Source organism: Kitasatospora sp. NPDC018619, assembly GCF_044391605.1.
Classification (GTDB): Bacteria; Actinomycetota; Actinomycetes; order Streptomycetales; family Streptomycetaceae; genus Kitasatospora.
The window spans coordinates 7,596-24,610 of the sequence record NZ_JBISAI010000032.1 but is presented as its reverse complement, the minus strand read 5'-3'; the positions used below and the strand labels follow the sequence as shown (position 1 = coordinate 24,610).

The window sequence follows — 17,015 nt, the reverse complement described above, 5'->3', positions numbered from 1 at the left end:
GTCCTCTTCCTCACACGCCCGCGGGGTCCACCGAGGTGCCCAGCGCCAGTTCGACCAGGTCGGTGATGTCCATGCCGTCGATCTCGGCCGCCCGGGCCTGCTCGGCGGCCCGCTCCTCGGCGGCGCCGTCGTCGGCCCGCTCCTCGGGCAGCAGCAGGGCGCGCATCCGCTCGGCCAGCGCGGTGGCGGTCGGGTAGTCGAAGACCGCCGTCGCCGGCAGGCGCAGACCGGAGGCCTGGTGGAGCCGGTTGCGCAGCTCCACGGCCGTCACCGAGTCGAATCCGAGCTTGCTGAAGGGGAGTTCGGGATCGACCTGCTCGGCCGAGGAGTGCCCGAGCACCCCGGCGATCTGGCTGCGCACCAGGTCGAGCGCGGCCCGGCGGCCGTCCGCCTCGGAGAGCGCGGCGAGCCGCTCGGCCAGCCGGCCGCCCTCCTCGGCCGACCGGGAGCGGGCGGTGCGCCGCGCGGCCGGCCGGACGAGGGCGCGCAGCAGGTGCGGAACCGGTGCGCGGCCGCGCAGCGCCGCGAGGTCGAGCCCGGCCGGCACCACCAGCGGGGCGGGGACGGCCAGCGCCTCGTCGAACAGGGCGAGCCCGTCGCGCTCGGACAGCGGGACCGTGCCGCCCCGGCTCATCCGCTCCAGCTCGGCCTCGCCCAGGTGGCCGGTCATGCCGCTGGGCTGCGCCCACAGGCCCCAGGCGAGGGACTGGGCGGGCAGCCCGGCCGCCCGGCGGCGGGCCGCCAGCGCGTCCAGGTAGGCGTTGGCGGCGGCGTAGTTGCCCTGGCCGGGGCTGGGGAAGGTGGCGGCGGCGGAGGAGAACAGGACGAAGGCGGCGAGGTCGAGCCCGGCCGTCAGCTCGTGCAGGTGCGCGGCGGCGTCGAGCTTGGGCCGCAGCACCCGGGCGAGCGCCTCGGGCGTCAGGTTCTCGATCACGGCGTCGTCGAGCACTCCGGCGGTGTGGACGACGGCGGTGAGGGGGTGGTCGGCGGGGATTGCGGCGAGCAGGGTTTCGAGCTGGTGGCGGTCGGCGGTGTCGCAGGCGGTGACGGTGACGGTGGCGCCGAGGGCGGTGAGTTCGGCGGTGAGGTGGTCGGCGCCGGGGGCGTGGGGGCCGCTGCGGCTGGTGAGCAGCAGGTGGCGCACGCCGTGTTCGGTGACGAGGTGGCGGGCGAGCAGGGTGCCGAGGGTGCCGGTGCCGCCGGTGACCAGCACCGTGCCGGCCGGGTCGAGCGGACGGGCGGTGGCGGTCGGCGCGGCCCGGACCAGCCGGGGGGCGAGCAGCTCGCCCGCGCGCACGGCCAGTCGGGGTTCTCCGCAGGCCAGCGCGGGCGGCAGGACGGCGGCGGCGTCGGCGGTGCCGTCCAGGTCGACCAGGACGAACCGCTCGGGGTGCTCCGCCTGGGCCGAGCCGAGCAGGCCCCACAGCGGGGCGTGCGCCAGGCCGGGCAGCCGGTCGCCCTCGGCGGCGGCGACCGCGCCCCCGGTCAGCACCGCGAGCCGGGTGCCGGAGAACCGCTCCTCGGCGAGGAACTCCTGGAGCAGGCCCAGGACTTCGGCGGCCACCCGGTGGGCTTCCACCGGGGAGTCGGCGGCGGCCGCCGGCGCGGGCAGGAGCAGCACCTCCGGCGCGGCCCCGGCCCCGGAGAGCGAGTCCAGGCGCTCCAGGCCGGCCAGGCCGTCCGGCCGGAGCCCGGGGACGGCCCCGGGGGCGCCGAGCACCGCCCAGCGCTGCGGCCGGGCGCCGTCGCCCGGCGCGACCCGGGCCCACTCGATCCCGAAGAGCGCGTCCCGCTGCCCGCGCCGGGCGGCCCGCAGCTGCCCGGCGGAGATCGTGCGGACGGCCAGCGAGGCGACGGAGGCCACCGGGGCGCCGGTCTCGTCGTACAGGGCCAGCGACACCGAGCCCGGGCCGGCCGGGGAGAGCGTCACCCGCAGCGCCTTCGCGCCGGTGCCGTGCAGCCGGACACCGCTCCAGGCGAACGGCAGGCCGTTGCCCTCGGCGGCGCCCTCCCGGCGGGCCAGGCCCATGCCGTGCAGGGCGGCGTCCATCAGCGCGGGGTGCAGGCCGAAGCGGTCCGCGTCGGCGTGCGCCTGCTGCGGCAGCCGGACCTCGGTGTGCACCTCCTCGCCGAGCCGCCAGGCCCGGGCCAGGCCCCGGAACACCGGGCCGTAGCCGTACCCGGCCGCCGCCAGGCGCTCGTAGAAGCCGTCCAGGTCGACGGCGGCGGCGCCGGCGGGCGGCCAGACCGCCTGCTCGGCGGGCGGGCGCGCCTCGTCGGCGGCGAGCAGGCCGCCCGCGTGCCGGGTCCACGGCTCGCCGTGCGGGGCGTCCTGGGGCCGGCCGTAGACGGCCACCGGCCGCAGGCCGGCCTCGTCGGGCGCGCCGACCACGGTCTGGAGGACGACGGCTCCGCGCTCCGGCAGGACCAGCGGGACCTCGATGGCCAGGTCCTCGACCAGACCGCAGCCGACCTCGTCACCGGCGCGCACGGCCAGCTCCACGAAGGCGGTGCCGGGCAGCAGGACGGTGCCGGAGACGGCGTGGTCGGCCAGCCACGGGTGGGTGCGCAGCGACAGCAGGCCGGTGAGCACGACCCCGTCGCCCTCGGCCAGCGGCAGGGCGGCGCCGAGCAGCGGGTGCTCGGTGGCGTCGAGGCCGGCCGCCGTCACGTCCCCGGTGCCGGAGGACGGCTCCAGCCAGTAGCGCTCGTGCTGGAAGGGGTAGGTGGGCAGGTCGACCGGGCGGGTGCCGGACAGCCGGCCGGTGAGGTCCACCGGCACGCCGTGCGTCCACAGCCCGGCGGCGGAGGTCAGGAAGCGGGCGAGGCCGCCCTGGTCGCGGCGCAGGGTGCCGGTGGTGACGGTGGGGGTGGTCGTCTCGTCCAGGGTCTCCTGGAGGCCGGGGACGAGGACGGGGTGGGGGCTGGTCTCGACGTAGGTGGTGAAGCCCTCGGCGAGCAGGGCGCGGACGGCGGTGTCCAGCTGCACCGGGTGGCGCAGGTTGCGGTACCAGTACGTGGCGTCGAAGGCGGCGGTGTCCAGCCAGCGGCTGTCCAGGGTGGACCAGAACGGGATCCGCGGGGCCTGCGGCCGCAGGTCGGCCAGGACGGTGAGCAGCTCGTCTTGCAGGGCCTCGACGTGGGCGGAGTGGGAGGCGTAGTCGACGGGGACGCGGCGGGCGCGGATGCCGTCGGCGGTGAGTTGTTCGAGGAGTTCGTCGAGGGCGTCGGCGTCTCCGGCGACGACGGTGGAGGTGGGGCCGTTGACGGCGGCGACGGAGATGCGGTCGTGCCAGGGGGTGAGGTCGATGTGGTGGGCGGGTTGGGCGATGGAGACCATGCCGCCGTGGCCGGCGATGGCGGTGATGGCCTGGGAGCGGAGGGCGACGACGCGGGCGGCGTCGTGGAGGGTGAGGGCGCCGGCGACGGTGGCGGCGGCGATCTCGCCCTGGGAGTGGCCGATGACGGCGTCGGGGTGGACGCCGTGGGCCTGCCAGAGGGCGGCGAGGGAGACCATGACGGCCCACAGGGCGGGTTGGACGACGTCGACGCGGTCGTAGCCGGGGGCGCCGTCGGTGCCTCGGAGGACGTCGGTCAGGTTCCAGTCGGTGAACTCGGCCAGCGCGTCGGCGCATTCGGTGATGCGCTGGGCGAAGACCGGTTCGGTGTCGAGGAGTTCGATGGCCATGCCGGCCCACTGGGAGCCCTGGCCGGGGAAGACGAAGACCGTCCTGCCGGTCACCTCCGCCGTCGCGGCGGCGAAGTCCCCCAGGGCGTCGTGGAGTTCTTCGGCGCTCGCGCCGACCACCGCGCCGCGGTGGGCGAAGGCCGAGCGGGACGCGGCCAGCGCGCAGGCGAGGTCGGCGGGGGTGAACCCCGTTCCGGTGGCGAGCAGTTCGCGCAGCCGCGCGGCCTGGTCCCGCAGAGCGGCCGGGCTCTTGGCGGAGAACGCCAGGGCGACCGGGCCGGCCGACGGTGCCTGTGCCGAGGGGGCCTGCAGCGAGGACGGCTCCACCGGGCGGGCGCCGTCCGGCGGGGACTGCGGCGGCGGGGCCTGCTCCAGCACCACATGGGCGTTGGTGCCGCTGACGCCGAAGGAGGAGACGCCGGCCCGGCGCGGGCGGCCGGTCTCGGGCCACGCCCGCTCCTCGGTCAGCAGCTCCACCGCGCCCGCCGACCAGTCCACGTGCGGGGTGGGCTCGTCCACGTGCAGGGTCCGGGGCAGCACGCCGTGCTGCATGGCGAGCACCGTCTTGATCACGCCCGCCACGCCCGCGGCGCACTGGGTGTGGCCGATGTTGGACTTCACCGAGCCGAGCAGCAGCGGCAGTTCGCGGTCCTGGCCGTAGGTGGCCAGCAGTGCCTGGGCCTCGATCGGGTCGCCCAGGGTGGTGCCGGTGCCGTGCGCCTCCACCACGTCCACCTCGCCCGCCGACAGCCGGGCGTCGGCCAGCGCGTGCCGGATCACCCGCTGCTGGGAGGGGCCGTTGGGGGCGGTCAGGCCGTTGGAGGCGCCGTCCTGGTTGACGGCGCTGCCGCGGATCAGGCCGAGCACCCGGTGGCCGTTGCGGCGGGCGTCGGAGAGCCGCTCCAGCATCAGCATGCCGACGCCCTCGCTCCACGCGGTGCCGTCGGCGGCGCCCGCGAAGGCCTTGCAGCGGCCGTCCGGGGCCAGCCCCTTCTGCTGGCTGAACAGCACGAACATGCCGGGGTTGGACATCACCGTCACGCCGCCGGCCAGCGCCGTGGTGCACTCGCCCTGGCGCAGCGACCGGGCCGCCCAGTGCAGGGCGACCAGCGAGGAGGAGCAGGCGGTGTCCACCGAGACCGCCGGGCCCTCCAGGCCGAAGTGGTAGGCGATCCGGCCGGAGGTGACGCTGGCGGTGGTGCCGGTGCCCAGGTACAGGTCCACCCCCTCGGGGATGTCCGAACCGGTGCCGTACAGCTGGGAGGTGGTGCCGACGAAGACGCCCGTCCGGCCGCCGGCCAGCGACTGCGGGTCGATGCCGGCGCGCTCCACGGCCTCCCAGGAGGTCTCCAGCAGCAGCCGCTGCTGCGGGTCCATCGCCAGCGCCTCGTTCGGGCTGATCCCGAAGAACCCGGCGTCGAAGCCGGCCGCGCCGTCCAGGAAGCCGCCGTGGCGGGTGTAGCTGGTGCCCGCGGCGCCCGGGTCCGGGTCGTACACCGCGTCGAGGTCCCAGCCGCGGTCGGTCGGGAACTGCGAGATCGCGTCCGTCCCGTCGGCCAGCAGCCGCCACAGCTCCTCCGGGCTGCGCACCCCGCCGGGGAAGCGGCAGGCCATGCCGATGATCGCGATCGGCTCGTGGCGCTCGTCCTCGAGCTCCTTGAGCCGCCGGTGGGCCTTCCGGGTATCGGCCACCGCCCGCTTGAGGTACTCGCGAAGCTGGTCTTCGTTGGCCATCTCAGATCACTTCCTGCTACGGGTGGTGGCTGCCGGGGTGGTCCGGCTCCGGGGCGGGGCCGCGGCCGCCGCCGGGCGTGTCCGGGGGAGCCGCCGGGCCCCGCGCCCCGGCAAGGGGGGCGGGCCCGGCGGCGTGGCCTGGGCTAGTCCAGGGAGTCGACGAGGGCGAAGAGCTCGTCGTCGGAGGCGGCGTCGAGGTCGCTGTCGTCGCCGGCCAGTGCGGCACCGGAGGCGCCCGGGCCGTCCAGCCGGTCGAGCAGGGCCCGCAGGCGCGGGGACAGGCCGTCGAGCGCGTGGCCGTCCGCGAGCCGCCGCTCCAGGGCGGCCTCCAGCCGGTCCAGTCCGGCGAGGACGGGCTCCTCCCGGGGCGCGCCCTCGCGGGGCAGCCGCTCGTCGAGGAAGCCGGCCAGCGCCGCCGGGGTCGGGTAGTCGAACACCAGGGTGGCCGGCAACCGCAGCCCGGTCGCCTCGTGCAGCCGGGTGCGCAGCTCCACGGCGGTCAGCGAATCGAAGCCGATCTCCTTGAACGCCCGGTCGGCCTGCACGGACTCCGCCGAGGCGTGTCCGAGGACGTCCGCGACCCGGGTGCGGACCAGGTCGAGCAGGGCCCGGGTGCGGTGCTCCCCGGAGAGGCCGGCGATCCGCCGGGCCGGGTCCTGGCCGCCGCCGGACTCGGCGGCCCGCCGGCCCGGGGCGCGGACCAGGCCGCGCAGCATCGGCGGCACGTCCCCGCCCCGGAAGGCGGCCGGGTCGAGCCGGACGGCGACGGCCAGCGGGTCGGCGCCGGCCCGGCCGGCGTCGAACAGCTCCAGGCCCTGCTCCGCCCGCAGCGGGGCCATCCCGCCGCGGGCGAGCCGGCCGAGGTCGGCCCGGCCGAGGCCGCCCGCCATGCCGGCGTGCGCCGGGTCGTCCAGCAGCCACGGGCCCCAGGCGATCGCGGTGCCCGGCAGGCCCGCCGCGCGGCGGCTGTGCGCCAGGGCGTCCAGGAAGGTGTTGGCGGCGGCGTAGCCGGCCTGCCCGGCGGCGCCGAGCACCCCGGCGACGGAGGAGAACAGGACGAAGGCGTCCAGCTCCCGCCCGGCGGTCAGCTCGTGCAGGTTGACCGCGCCGTCCACCTTGGGGCGCAGTACGGCGGCGACCCGCTCGGGGGTGAGCGCGTCGAGCACGCCGTCGTCCAGCACGCCCGCGGTGTGCACCACGGCGGTGACCTCGTGCGCGGCGAGCAGTGCCGCCAGGGCCGTCCGGTCGGCCGCGTCGCAGGCCGCGAGGGTGACCTCGGCGCCGAGCGCGGTGAGCTCGTCGGCCAGGGCGGCGGCGCCCGGGGCGTCGGGGCCGCTGCGGCTGGTGAGCAGCAGGCGCCGCACGCCGTGCGCGGTGGCCAGGTGCCGGGCGACCAGCCGGCCGAGCGCCCCGGTGGCTCCGGTGACCAGCACCGTGCCGTCCGGGCGCAGGGCCGGGGCCCCGGTGGCGGCCCCGGCGCCGGCCCGGGCCAGCCGCGGCGCGGACACCGTGCCCCGGCGGACGATCAGCTGGGGCTCGTCGGTGGCCAGGGCGGCGGGCAGGACGGCCGCGGAGGCCTCCTCGCCGTCCAGGTCGACCAGGACGAACCGGTCGGGGTGCTCGGCCTGCGCCGAGCGCACCAGGCCCCAGAGCGGGGCGTGCGCCAGGTCCCGCAGGTCCGGGCCGACGGCGTGCCGGGTGACGAACACCAGCCGGGAGTCGGCGAAGCGCTCGTCGGCGAGCCACTCCTGGAGGAGGGTCAGCGCCCGGCCGGCGGCGGCGTGCACCCGCTCGGCGAGCGGGCCCGGCCCCTCGGCCGTCCAGGGCACCAGCACGGTGTGCGGGGCGTCCTCGGCCAGCGCCGCCAGGTGCGGGCGGCCCGGCAGGCCGAACGCCGGCTCGCCGAGCACGGCCCAGTCGGCGGGGGCCGCCGGGGCGGCCGGCAGCCGCAGCTCGGCCGGCTCGACCCGGTAGAGGGCGTCCCGCCCGCCGGCGCCGGCCCCGCGGATCGCCTCCGGCGAGACCGGACGCATCACCAGGGACTCCACCGAGGCGACCGGCGCGCCGGTGGCGTCGGCGACGGCGAAGGCCACCCCGCCGGCGCGGGCCGGGGTGAGGCGGGCCCGGACGGCGGCCGCACCGGAGGCGTACAGCTCGACGCCCGTCCAGGCGAAGGGCAGCCGGCCGTGCGGGGCCTCGTCGGTGGAGATCCGCTCCAGCAGGGTGGAGGCGGCCATCGCCTGGAGCACCGCGTCGAACATGCCGGGGTGGATGCCGAACCGGGCGGCCGCGGCGCGGCCCTCCTCGGGCAGCGCGACCTCCGCGAAGACCTCGTCCCCGCGCCGCCAGAGCGCCTTCAGGCCCGCGAACAGCGGCCCGTAGGCGAAGCCGGTGTCGCTCGCGCGCCGGTAGAAGCCGGTCAGGTCGACCTCCTGCGCGCCGGCCGGCGGCCAGGCCCGGAGGTCGAAGTCCGGGGCGCCGGCGCCGGTGCCGAGCACGGCGTCGGCGTGGTGGGTCCACTCGCCCTCGGCGGCGTCCTCCGGCCGGGAGTGCACGGTCAGCGGGCGCCGGCCCTGTGCGTCGGCCGGGCCGACCCGCAGCTGGAGCAGCACGCTGCCGGTCCGCGGCAGGACCAGCGGCGCCAGGTGGGTGATCTCCTCGACCCGGTCGCAGCCCACCTGCTCGGCGGCGTGCAGGGCCAGTTCGGCGTAGGCGACGCCCGGGACGACGGTGCGGCCCATCACCCCGTGCTCGGCGATCCACGGGTGGGTCCGCTCGGAGAGCGAGCCGGTGAACAGGAAGCCCGTGCCGTCGGCCAGTTCGGTCATCGCGCCGAGCATCGGGTGCTCCGGCGAGCCGAGACCGGCCCCGGCCAGGCCGACCGGGCCCTCGGCGTCCTCCAGCCAGTACCGCTCGCGCTGGAAGGCGTAGGTGGGCAGCTCGGTGCGGCGGGCGCCGGGCAGCAGGCGCGACCAGTCGACGGCCGCGCCGCGCAGCCGCAGCGCGGCCAGCGCCTCGACCAGGGTCCGCTCCTCGGAGCGGTCCCGCCGCTGGGCGGTGATCAGCGCGACCCCGGAGCCGGGCAGGCTCTCCCGGCCGGCCGCGGTGAGCACCGCGTCCGGGCCCAGCTCCAGGAAGGTGGTCACGCCGCGCTCGGCGAGCCCGAGCAGCGTGTCGTGGAAGCGGACGGCCTCGCGGACGTGCCGCACCCAGTACTCCGGGTCGGTGACCTCGGCCGCCAGCGGGATCAGCGGCTGGTGGTAGGTCAGCGACTCGGCGACGGCGCGGAACTCGGCCAGCATCGGGTCCATCAGCGGCGAGTGGAAGGCGTGGCTGACCCGCAGCCGCCGGGTGCTGCGCCCGCGCTCGGCCAGCGCGGCCGCGACGGCCAGCACCGCGTCCTCCTGCCCGGCGACCACCACGGCCTCGGGGCCGTTGACGGCGGCCAGCGAGACCTGCTCGCCGAGCAGCGGCAGCACCTCCTCCTCGGTGGCGCGGACGGCCACCATCGCGCCGCCGGCCGGGAGCCGCTCCATCAGCCGGCCGCGGGCGGCGACCAGCCGGGCGGCGTCGGCCAGCGAGAGCACGCCGGCGACGTGGGCCGCGGCCAGCTCGCCGACGGAGTGCCCGGTGACGAAGTCCGGCCGCAGGCCGAAGGACTCGACCAGGCGGTAGAGGGCGACCTCGACGGCGAACAGGGCGGGCTGGGTCCAGCCGGTGCGGTCGAGCAGCTCGCCCTCCTGGAACACCACCTCGCGCAGCGGCCGCTCCAGGTGCCGGTCCAGCTCGGCGCAGACGGCGTCGAAGGCCTGCGCGAACTCCGGGTAGGCGTCGTACAGTTCGCGGCCCATGCCGGGGCGCTGGGCGCCCTGGCCGGTGAACAGGAAGGCCGTCCGGCCGCTCGCCGCGGTGCCGCGCAGGCCGCGGCCCGCGGCCAGCGCCGCCAGGCCCTCCAGCAGGCCCTCGCGGTCCCGGGCGACCACCGCGCCGCGGTGCGGCAGCGCGGCCCGGGAGGCGGTCAGCGAGTGGGCGAGGTCCGGCAGGGCGGTCTCCGGGTGCTCGGCCAGGAAGGCGGACAGCCGCTCGGCCTGGGCGGCCAGCGCCCGCTCGGAGCGGGCGGAGAGCAGGAACGGCAGGGTGCCGTGCCCGGTCGGCGCGGCGGGCTCCTCGGCGCCCTCCTCGGGGGCCTGCTCGATGATGACGTGGGCGTTGGTGCCGCTGATCCCGAAGGAGGAGACGCCGGCCCGGCGCGGGCGGCCGGTCTCGGGCCATGCCCGCTGTTCGGTGAGGAGTTCGACCGCGCCGGCCGTCCAGTCCACGTGCGGGGTGGGCTCGTCGACGTGCAGGGTGCGGGGGAGGACGCCGTGCCGCATGGCGAGCACCATCTTGATGATGCCGCCGACGCCGGCGGCGGCCTGGGCGTGGCCGATGTTGGACTTCAGCGAGCCGAGCAGCAGCGGGAGTTCGCGGTCCTGGCCGTAGGTGGCGAGCAGGGCGTTGGCCTCGATCGGGTCGCCCAGGCGGGTGCCGGTGCCGTGCGCCTCGACGGCGTCCACGTCGGCGGAGCCGAGGCCGGCGGCGGCCAGCGCCTCGCGGATCACCCGCTCCTGCGCCGGGCCGCTCGGGGCGGTCAGCCCGTTGGAGGCGCCGTCCTGGTTGATCGCGGTGGACCGCACCAGCGCGAGCACCGGGTGCCCGTTGCGGCGGGCGTCGGAGAGCCGCTCGACCAGCAGCACGCCCACGCCCTCGGCGAAGCCCGTCCCGTCGGCGGAGGCGGCGAAGGCCTTGCAGCGGCCGTCCGCCGACATGCCGCCCTGCCGGTCGAACTCGGCGAACAGGCCGGGGGTGGACATCACGGCCACGCCGCCGGCCAGGGCGAGGTCGCACTCGCCGCGGCGCAGCGCGGCCGCCGCCAGGTGCAGGGCCACCAGCGAGGAGGAGCAGGCGGTGTCCACGGTGATCGCCGGGCCCTCCAGCCCGAAGGTGTACGCCACCCGGCCGGAGATCACGCTGGCCGCGCTGCCGTTGCCCAGGTAGCCCTCGACCTCGCCGGGGACGCGGCGCAGCCGCGAGGCGTAGTCCTGGCCGCTGGTGCCGGTGAACACGCCGACCCGGGTGCCGTGCACCGAGGCCGGGTCGATGCCGGCCCGCTCGAAGGTCTCCCAGGAGGTCTCCAGCAGCAGCCGCTGCTGCGGGTCCATGGCGAGCGCCTCGCGCGGGCTGATGCCGAAGAACTCGGCGTCGAACCCGGCCGCGTCGTACAGGAAGCCGCCCTGGCCGCCGGGCTCCCAGCCGCGGTCGCCCGGGAAGCCGCCGAGTGCGTCGCCGCCCTCCAGCAGCAGCCGCCACAGGTCCTCGGGCGAGGCGACCTTGCCGGGGTAGCGGCAGCCCATCGCGACGATCGCGACGGCGTCCCCGTCGGCGTCCGCCTCCCGGCCGGCCGGGGCCGGCGCCGTGCCGGCGGCCGCCGGGGCCTGGTCGTCGAGCAGCCGGGCCCGCAGGTGGCGGGCGAGCGCGGTCGGCGACGGGTGGTCGAAGACCAGGGTGGCGGGCAGCCGCAGCCCGGTCGCGGTGGTGAGCCGGTTGCGCAGCTCCACCGCCGTCAGCGAGTCGAAGCCGAGGTCCTTGAACGCGCGGTCGGCCTCGATCGCCTCCGCCGAGCCGTGCCCCAGCACCGAGGCCGCGTGGCCGCGCACCAGGTCCAGCAGGAGCCCGGTGCGGTCCGCCTCGCCGAGCGCGGCCAGCCGGCCGGCCAGCGCCGAGCCGGTGGGCCCGGACACCGCCTCCGCCCTGCGCCGGGCCGGGGCCCGCAGCAGGCCGCGCAGCAGCGCCGGGACGGGCCCGCGCCCGCGCCGGGCGGACAGGTCGAGGTCGGCGGGCAGCAGCAGCGGCTCGTCCCGCAGCGCGGCCGCGTCGTACAGGGCCATGCCGAGCTCCGAGCCGAGCGGGGTCATGCCGCCCTCGCTCATCCGCTCGACGTCCCGGGCGTCCAGGTGCCCGGTCATGCTGCTGCGCTGCGCCCACAGGCCCCAGGCGAGCGAGGAGCCGGCCAGGCCGCGGGCGCGGCGGTGCTGGGCGAGGGCGTCCAGGAAGGTGTTGGCGGCGGCGTAGCCGCCCTGGCCCGCGCCGCCGAGCACGCCGGCGGCGGAGGAGAACAGCACGAAGCAGGCCAGCTCCCGGTCGAGCGTCAGCTCGTGCAGGTTGAGCGCGCCGTCGACCTTGGGGCGCAGCACCGCGTCGATCCGCTCCGGGGTGAGCGAGCCGATCACGCCGTCGTCGAGCACTCCGGCGGTGTGCACCACGCCGGTGAGCGGGTGCTCGGCGGGGATCGCGGCCAGCAGGGCGGCGAGCTGCTCGCGGTCGGCGGCGTCGCAGGCGGCGACGGTCACGGTGGCGCCGAGGGCGGTGAGTTCGGCGGTGAGCTCGGCCGCGCCGGGCGCGTCGGGGCCGGTCCGGCTGGTGAGCAGCAGGTGGCGCACGCCGTGCTCGGCGACCAGGTGCCGGGCCAGCACCCCGCCCAGCACGCCGGTGCCGCCGGTGATCAGCAGGGTGCCGTCGGGGTCGGCCGCGGGCGGGACGGTCAGCACGACCTTGCCGGTGTGCCGGGCCTGGCTGACGTGGCGGAAGGCGTCGACCGAGCGGCGGACGTCCCAGGTGGTGATCGGCAGCGGGTGCAGCGCCCCCGACTCGAACAGCTCGACCAGCTCGGTGAGCATCTCCCGGATGCGCTGCGGGCCGGCCTCGAACAGCTCGAAGGCGCGGTAGGCGACGCCGGGGTGCCGCCGGGCGACCTCCTCGGCGTCCCGGATGTCGGTCTTGCCCATCTCGACGAACCGGCCGCCGCGGGGCAGCAGGGCGAGCGAGGTGTCGACGAACTCCCCGGCCAGCGCGTTCAGGACGACGTCCACGCCGCGGCCGCCGGTGGCCGCCAGGAACTCCCGGCCGAAGTCCAGGGTGCGGGAGCCGGCCAGGTGGGCGTCGTCCAGGCCGAGCGGCCGCAGCGCGTCCCACTTGCCGGTGCCGGCCGTGCCGTACACCTCGGCGCCCAGGTGGCGGGCGAGCTGGACGGCGGCCATGCCCACGCCGCCGGCGGCGGCGTGCACCAGGACGGACTCCCCGGCCCGCAGCCCGGCCAGGTCGGTCAGCGCGTAGTGGGCGGTGAGGAAGACGATCGGGGCGGACGCGGCCTCGGTGAAGCCCCAGCCCCGCGGGATCCGGACCAGCAGCCGGTGGTCGGTGACCGCGGTGGTGCCGAAGGAGCCGGCGAACATGCCCATCACCCGGTCGCCGGGGGCGAGCGAGGTGACGTCCTCGGCGACCTCCAGGACGACGCCGGCGCCCTCGTTGCCGAGCAGGCCGGCCTGGCCCGGGTACATGCCGAGCGCGTTGAGCACGTCGCGGAAGTTGAGCCCGGCGGCGCGCATCGCGACCCGGACGTGGCCGGGGGCGAGCGGCTCCAGGGTCTCCGGGCAGGCGGCCAGGGTGAGGTTGTCCAGGGTGCCGCGGCCGGTGGTGTCCAGGCGCCAGGGCGTGCCGGCGGGCGGGGTGAGCGCGCCGGAGCCGGCCGCGCGGGCCAGCCGTGCGGCCAGCACCGCCCCCTCGCGCAGGGCGAGTTGGGGCTCGCCGGTGGCGAGCGCGGCGGGCAGTGCGGCGGCCGAGGCCGCGGTGCCGTCCAGGTCGACCAGGACGATCCGGTCCGGGTTCTCGGACTGCGCGGAGCGCACCAGGCCCCACAGCGCGGAGCAGGCCAGGGCGGTGACGTCCTCGCCGGGGCGGGCGGCGACGGCGCCGGTGGTGGCCAGCACCAGCCGGGAGTCGGCGAAGCGCTCCTCGGCGAGCCACTGCCGCAGCAGCGCCAGCACCCGGTGGGTGACGGCCCGCACGCCGTCCGCGGTGGCGCCCCCGGCGGGCGCCTCGACCGGCACCAGCACGGTGGCCGGCACCTCGGCGGGCAGCGCGTCCAGGCCGTCGGCGCGGTACGGCTCGACGCCCTCCTCGGGCAGCGGCACGGCCGTCCAGTCGAGCCGGAACAGCGCGTCGGCGGTGGTGTCGCGGGCGGCGGCCCCCACGGCGCCGATCGGGCGCAGCACGAAGGAGTCGGCGGTGGCCACCGGGGCGCCGGAGCGGTCGGCGGCCAGCAGCGAGACGCTGTCCCGGCCGGTGCGGCTGAGCCGTACGCGCAGCTCGGTCGCGCCGGCGGCGTGCAGGGTCACACCGCTCCAGGCGAACGGCAGCAGGTCCAGGCCCTCGCCGCCGTCCGCGGCGCAGCCCAGCGCGTGCAGGGCGGCGTCCAGCAGCGCCGGGTGCAGCCCGAAGCGCTCGGCGCCGGAGCGCTGCTCCTCGGGCAGCGCGACCTCGGCGTAGACGTCGTCGCCGTCCAGCCAGGCGGCCCGCAGGCCGCGGAAGGCCGGGCCGTAGCCGAGGCCGCCGGCGGCCAGCCGCTCGTAGTAGCCGTCGAGGTCGACGGCGGTGGCGCCGGCCGGCGGCCAGGCCGTCAGCTCCTCGGCGGCGGCCGGCGCGCCGGCCCGGGCGAGCCACCCGCTGGCGTGCCGGACCCAGGGCGCGTCCGGCGGCGCGTCCTCGCGCAGGGAGTGGACGGTGACCTCGCGCCGTCCGCTGTCGTCGGCCGGGCCGACCCGCAGCTGGAGGGCGATGCCGCCGGTCTCGGGGAGCACCAGCGGGCTCTCCAGGGCGAGTTCCTCGACCCGGTCGCAGCCGGCCTGGTCCCCGGCGTGGACCAGCAGGTCGAGGAAGGCGGTGCCGGGCAGCAGCACGGAGCCGAGCACGGCGTGGTCGGCCAGCCAGGGGTGGGTGCGCAGCGAGAGCCGGCCGGTGAGCAGCAGGCCGTCGCCGTCGGCGAGGGAGAGCGAGGCGCCGAGCAGCGGGTGCGCGGCGGAGCCGAGGCCGAGGTCGGCGGCGTCGCCGACGGCGCCGGTGGCGTCCAGCCAGTAGCGCTCGTGCTGGAAGGCGTAGGTGGGCAGGGCGATCCGGCGCGCGCCGGGGAGGAGGGCCGGCCAGTCGGCCTCGCGGCCCCGCACGTGCAGGGCGGCGAGCGCGGTGCGGAACCGGGCGGGCCCGCCCTGGTCGCGGCGCAGGGTGCCGGTCGCGACGGCGGTGGCCCCGGCGGCGTCCAGGGTGTCCTGGACGGCGGGGGCGAGCACCGGGTGGGGGCTGGCCTCGACGAAGAAGGCGTGCCCGTCGGCGGCGAGCGCGCGCACGGCCTGCTCCAGCCGGACGGTCCGGCGCAGGTTGCGGTACCAGTAGGCGGCGTCCAGCTCCGCGGTGTCCAGCCAGGCGTCGTCCACCGTCGAGTAGAAGGGCACCTGGGAGGTTCGGGGGGCGACGGGGGCGAGCAGGCGGAGCAGTTCGTCCTGGAGCTGTTCGACGTGGGCGGAGTGGGAGGCGTAGTCGACGGGGACGCGGCGGGCGTGCACCCCCTCGGCCTCCAGGGCGGCCTGGAGTTCGTCGAGGGCGTCGGCGTCTCCGGCGACGACGGTGGAGGCGGGGCCGTTGACGGCGGCGACGGAGATGCGGTCGTGCCAGGGGGTGAGGTCGAGGTGGTGGGCGGGTTGGGCGATGGAGACCATGCCGCCGTGGCCGGCGATGGCGGTGATGGCCTGGGAGCGCAGGGCGACGACGCGGGCGGCGTCGTGGAGGGTGAGGGCGCCGGCGACGGTGGCGGCGGCGATCTCGCCCTGGGAGTGGCCGATGACGGCGTCGGGGTGGACGCCGTGGGCCTGCCAGAGGGTGGCGAGGGAGACCATGACGGCCCACAGGGCGGGTTGGACGACGTCGACGCGGTCGTAGCCGGGGGCGCCGTCGGTGCCTCGGAGGACGTCGATCAGGTTCCAGTCGGTGAACTCGGCCAGCGCGTCGGCGCATTCGGTGATGCGCTGGGCGAAGACCGGTTCGGTGTCGAGGAGTTCGACGGCCATGCCGGCCCACTGGGAGCCCTGGCCGGGGAAGACGAAGACGGTCTTGCCGGTCACGTCGGCGGTGCCGGAGACCACCCGGGCCGGCTCCTCGCCCGCCGCGAACGCCTCCAGCGCGCAGGCCAGTTCGGCGGTGTTCCCGGCGACGACGGCCGCGCGGTGGGTGAACCGGGAGCGCGAGACCGCCAGCGAGAGAGCGAGGTCGGCGGGGGCCGGGTCCGTCTCCAGGTGCTCGCGCAGCCGCAGCGCCTGGGCGCGCAGGGCGCGGTCGGTGCGGGCGGAGAGCAGGAAGGGCAGCGGGCCCGGGGCGGGCGCCGGTGCCGCAGCGGCGGGCTGCTCCCCGGCGGGCAGCTCGCTCGCCTGCCCGGCGGGCGGCTCCTCGGGGGCCTGCTCGATGATGACGTGGGCGTTGGTGCCGCTGACGCCGAAGGAGGAGACGCCGGCCCGGCGCGGGCGGCCGGTCTCGGGCCACGCCCGCTGCTCGGTCAGCAGCTCGACGGATCCGGCCGTCCAGTCCACCTGGGAGGACGGCGCGTCCACGTGCAGGGTCCGCGGCAGCACGCCGTGCTGGAGGGCCAGCACCATCTTCATCACGCCGGCCACGCCCGCCGCGGCCTGGGTGTGGCCGAGGTTGGACTTCACCGAGCCCAGCAGCAGCGGCAGTTCGCGGTCCTGGCCGTAGGTGGCCAGCAGCGCCTGGGCCTCGATCGGGTCGCCCAGGCGGGTGCCGGTGCCGTGCGCCTCGACGGCGTCCACGTCGGCGGTGGAGAGCCGGGCGTTCGCCAGGGCCTGGCGCACGACCCGCTGCTGGGAGGGGCCGTTGGGGGCGGTCAGGCCGCTGGAGGCGCCGTCCTGGTTGACGGCGCTGCCGCGAACCACGGCGAGCACCGGGTGCCCGTTGCGGCGGGCGTCGGAGAGCCGCTCCAGCAGCAGCATGCCGGCGCCCTCGCCCCAGCCGGTGCCGTCGGCGGCTTCGGCGAAGGCCTTGCAGCGGCCGTCCGGGGCGAGCCCGCGCTGCTTGGAGAATTCGACGAAGGACAGCGGGGTCGACATCACGGTGACCCCGCCCGCCAGGGCGAGCGAGCACTCGCCCTGGCGCAGCGCCTGGACGGCGAGGTGGAGGGAGACCAGCGAGGCGGAGCACGCGGTGTCCACGGTGACGGCCGGGCCCTCCAGCCCGAAGGTGTACGAGATCCGGCCGGAGACCACGCTGGCGCCGATGCCGGTGGCCAGGTAGCCCTCGGCCGCCTCCGGCGCCCTGGTCACCAGGGCCGCGTAGTCCTGCCCGTTGGTGCCGGCGAACACGCCCGTCCGGCTGCCGCGCAGCGTGTGCGGGTCGATCCCGGCCCGCTCGATCGCCTCCCAGGAGGTCTCCAGCAGCAGCCGCTGCTGCGGGTCCATGACGAGGGCCTCGCGCGGGCTGATCCCGAAGAAGCCGGCGTCGAACTCCGGCGCCCCGTACAGGAACGCGCCCTCGCTGACGTACGAGGCGCCGGTGCCGTCGGCGCTGCCGCCGAGCAGGCGGTCGGTGTCCCAGCCGCGGGGGGGGGGGGACCCCCCCCCCCCCCGCCGGCCCCCCGCGGGGGGCCGCCCCCGGTCCGCCGGCGGGGGGCCGGGGCCGGGGGTGCGGGCGCCCCACCCGGCCGGCGGGCGAGGCGCGG

General features: G+C 77.8%; 2 protein-coding genes. Both read right to left on the bottom strand.

What is annotated here, in order from left to right:
• Window positions 1–10 precede the first annotated feature (10 nt).
• Window positions 11–5,422 carry a type I polyketide synthase gene (locus tag ACH5AR_RS32115; protein ID WP_396305061.1) on the bottom strand — a complete coding sequence of 1,804 codons (5,412 nt, stop codon included), beginning with the start codon at window positions 5,420–5,422 and terminating at the stop codon, window positions 11–13.
• A 143-nt stretch (window positions 5,423–5,565) separates the two neighbouring features.
• Window positions 5,566–17,015, bottom strand: an 11,450-nt coding sequence (locus ACH5AR_RS32110; protein WP_396305060.1) for an SDR family NAD(P)-dependent oxidoreductase, incomplete at its 5' end; no start/stop codon positions are given.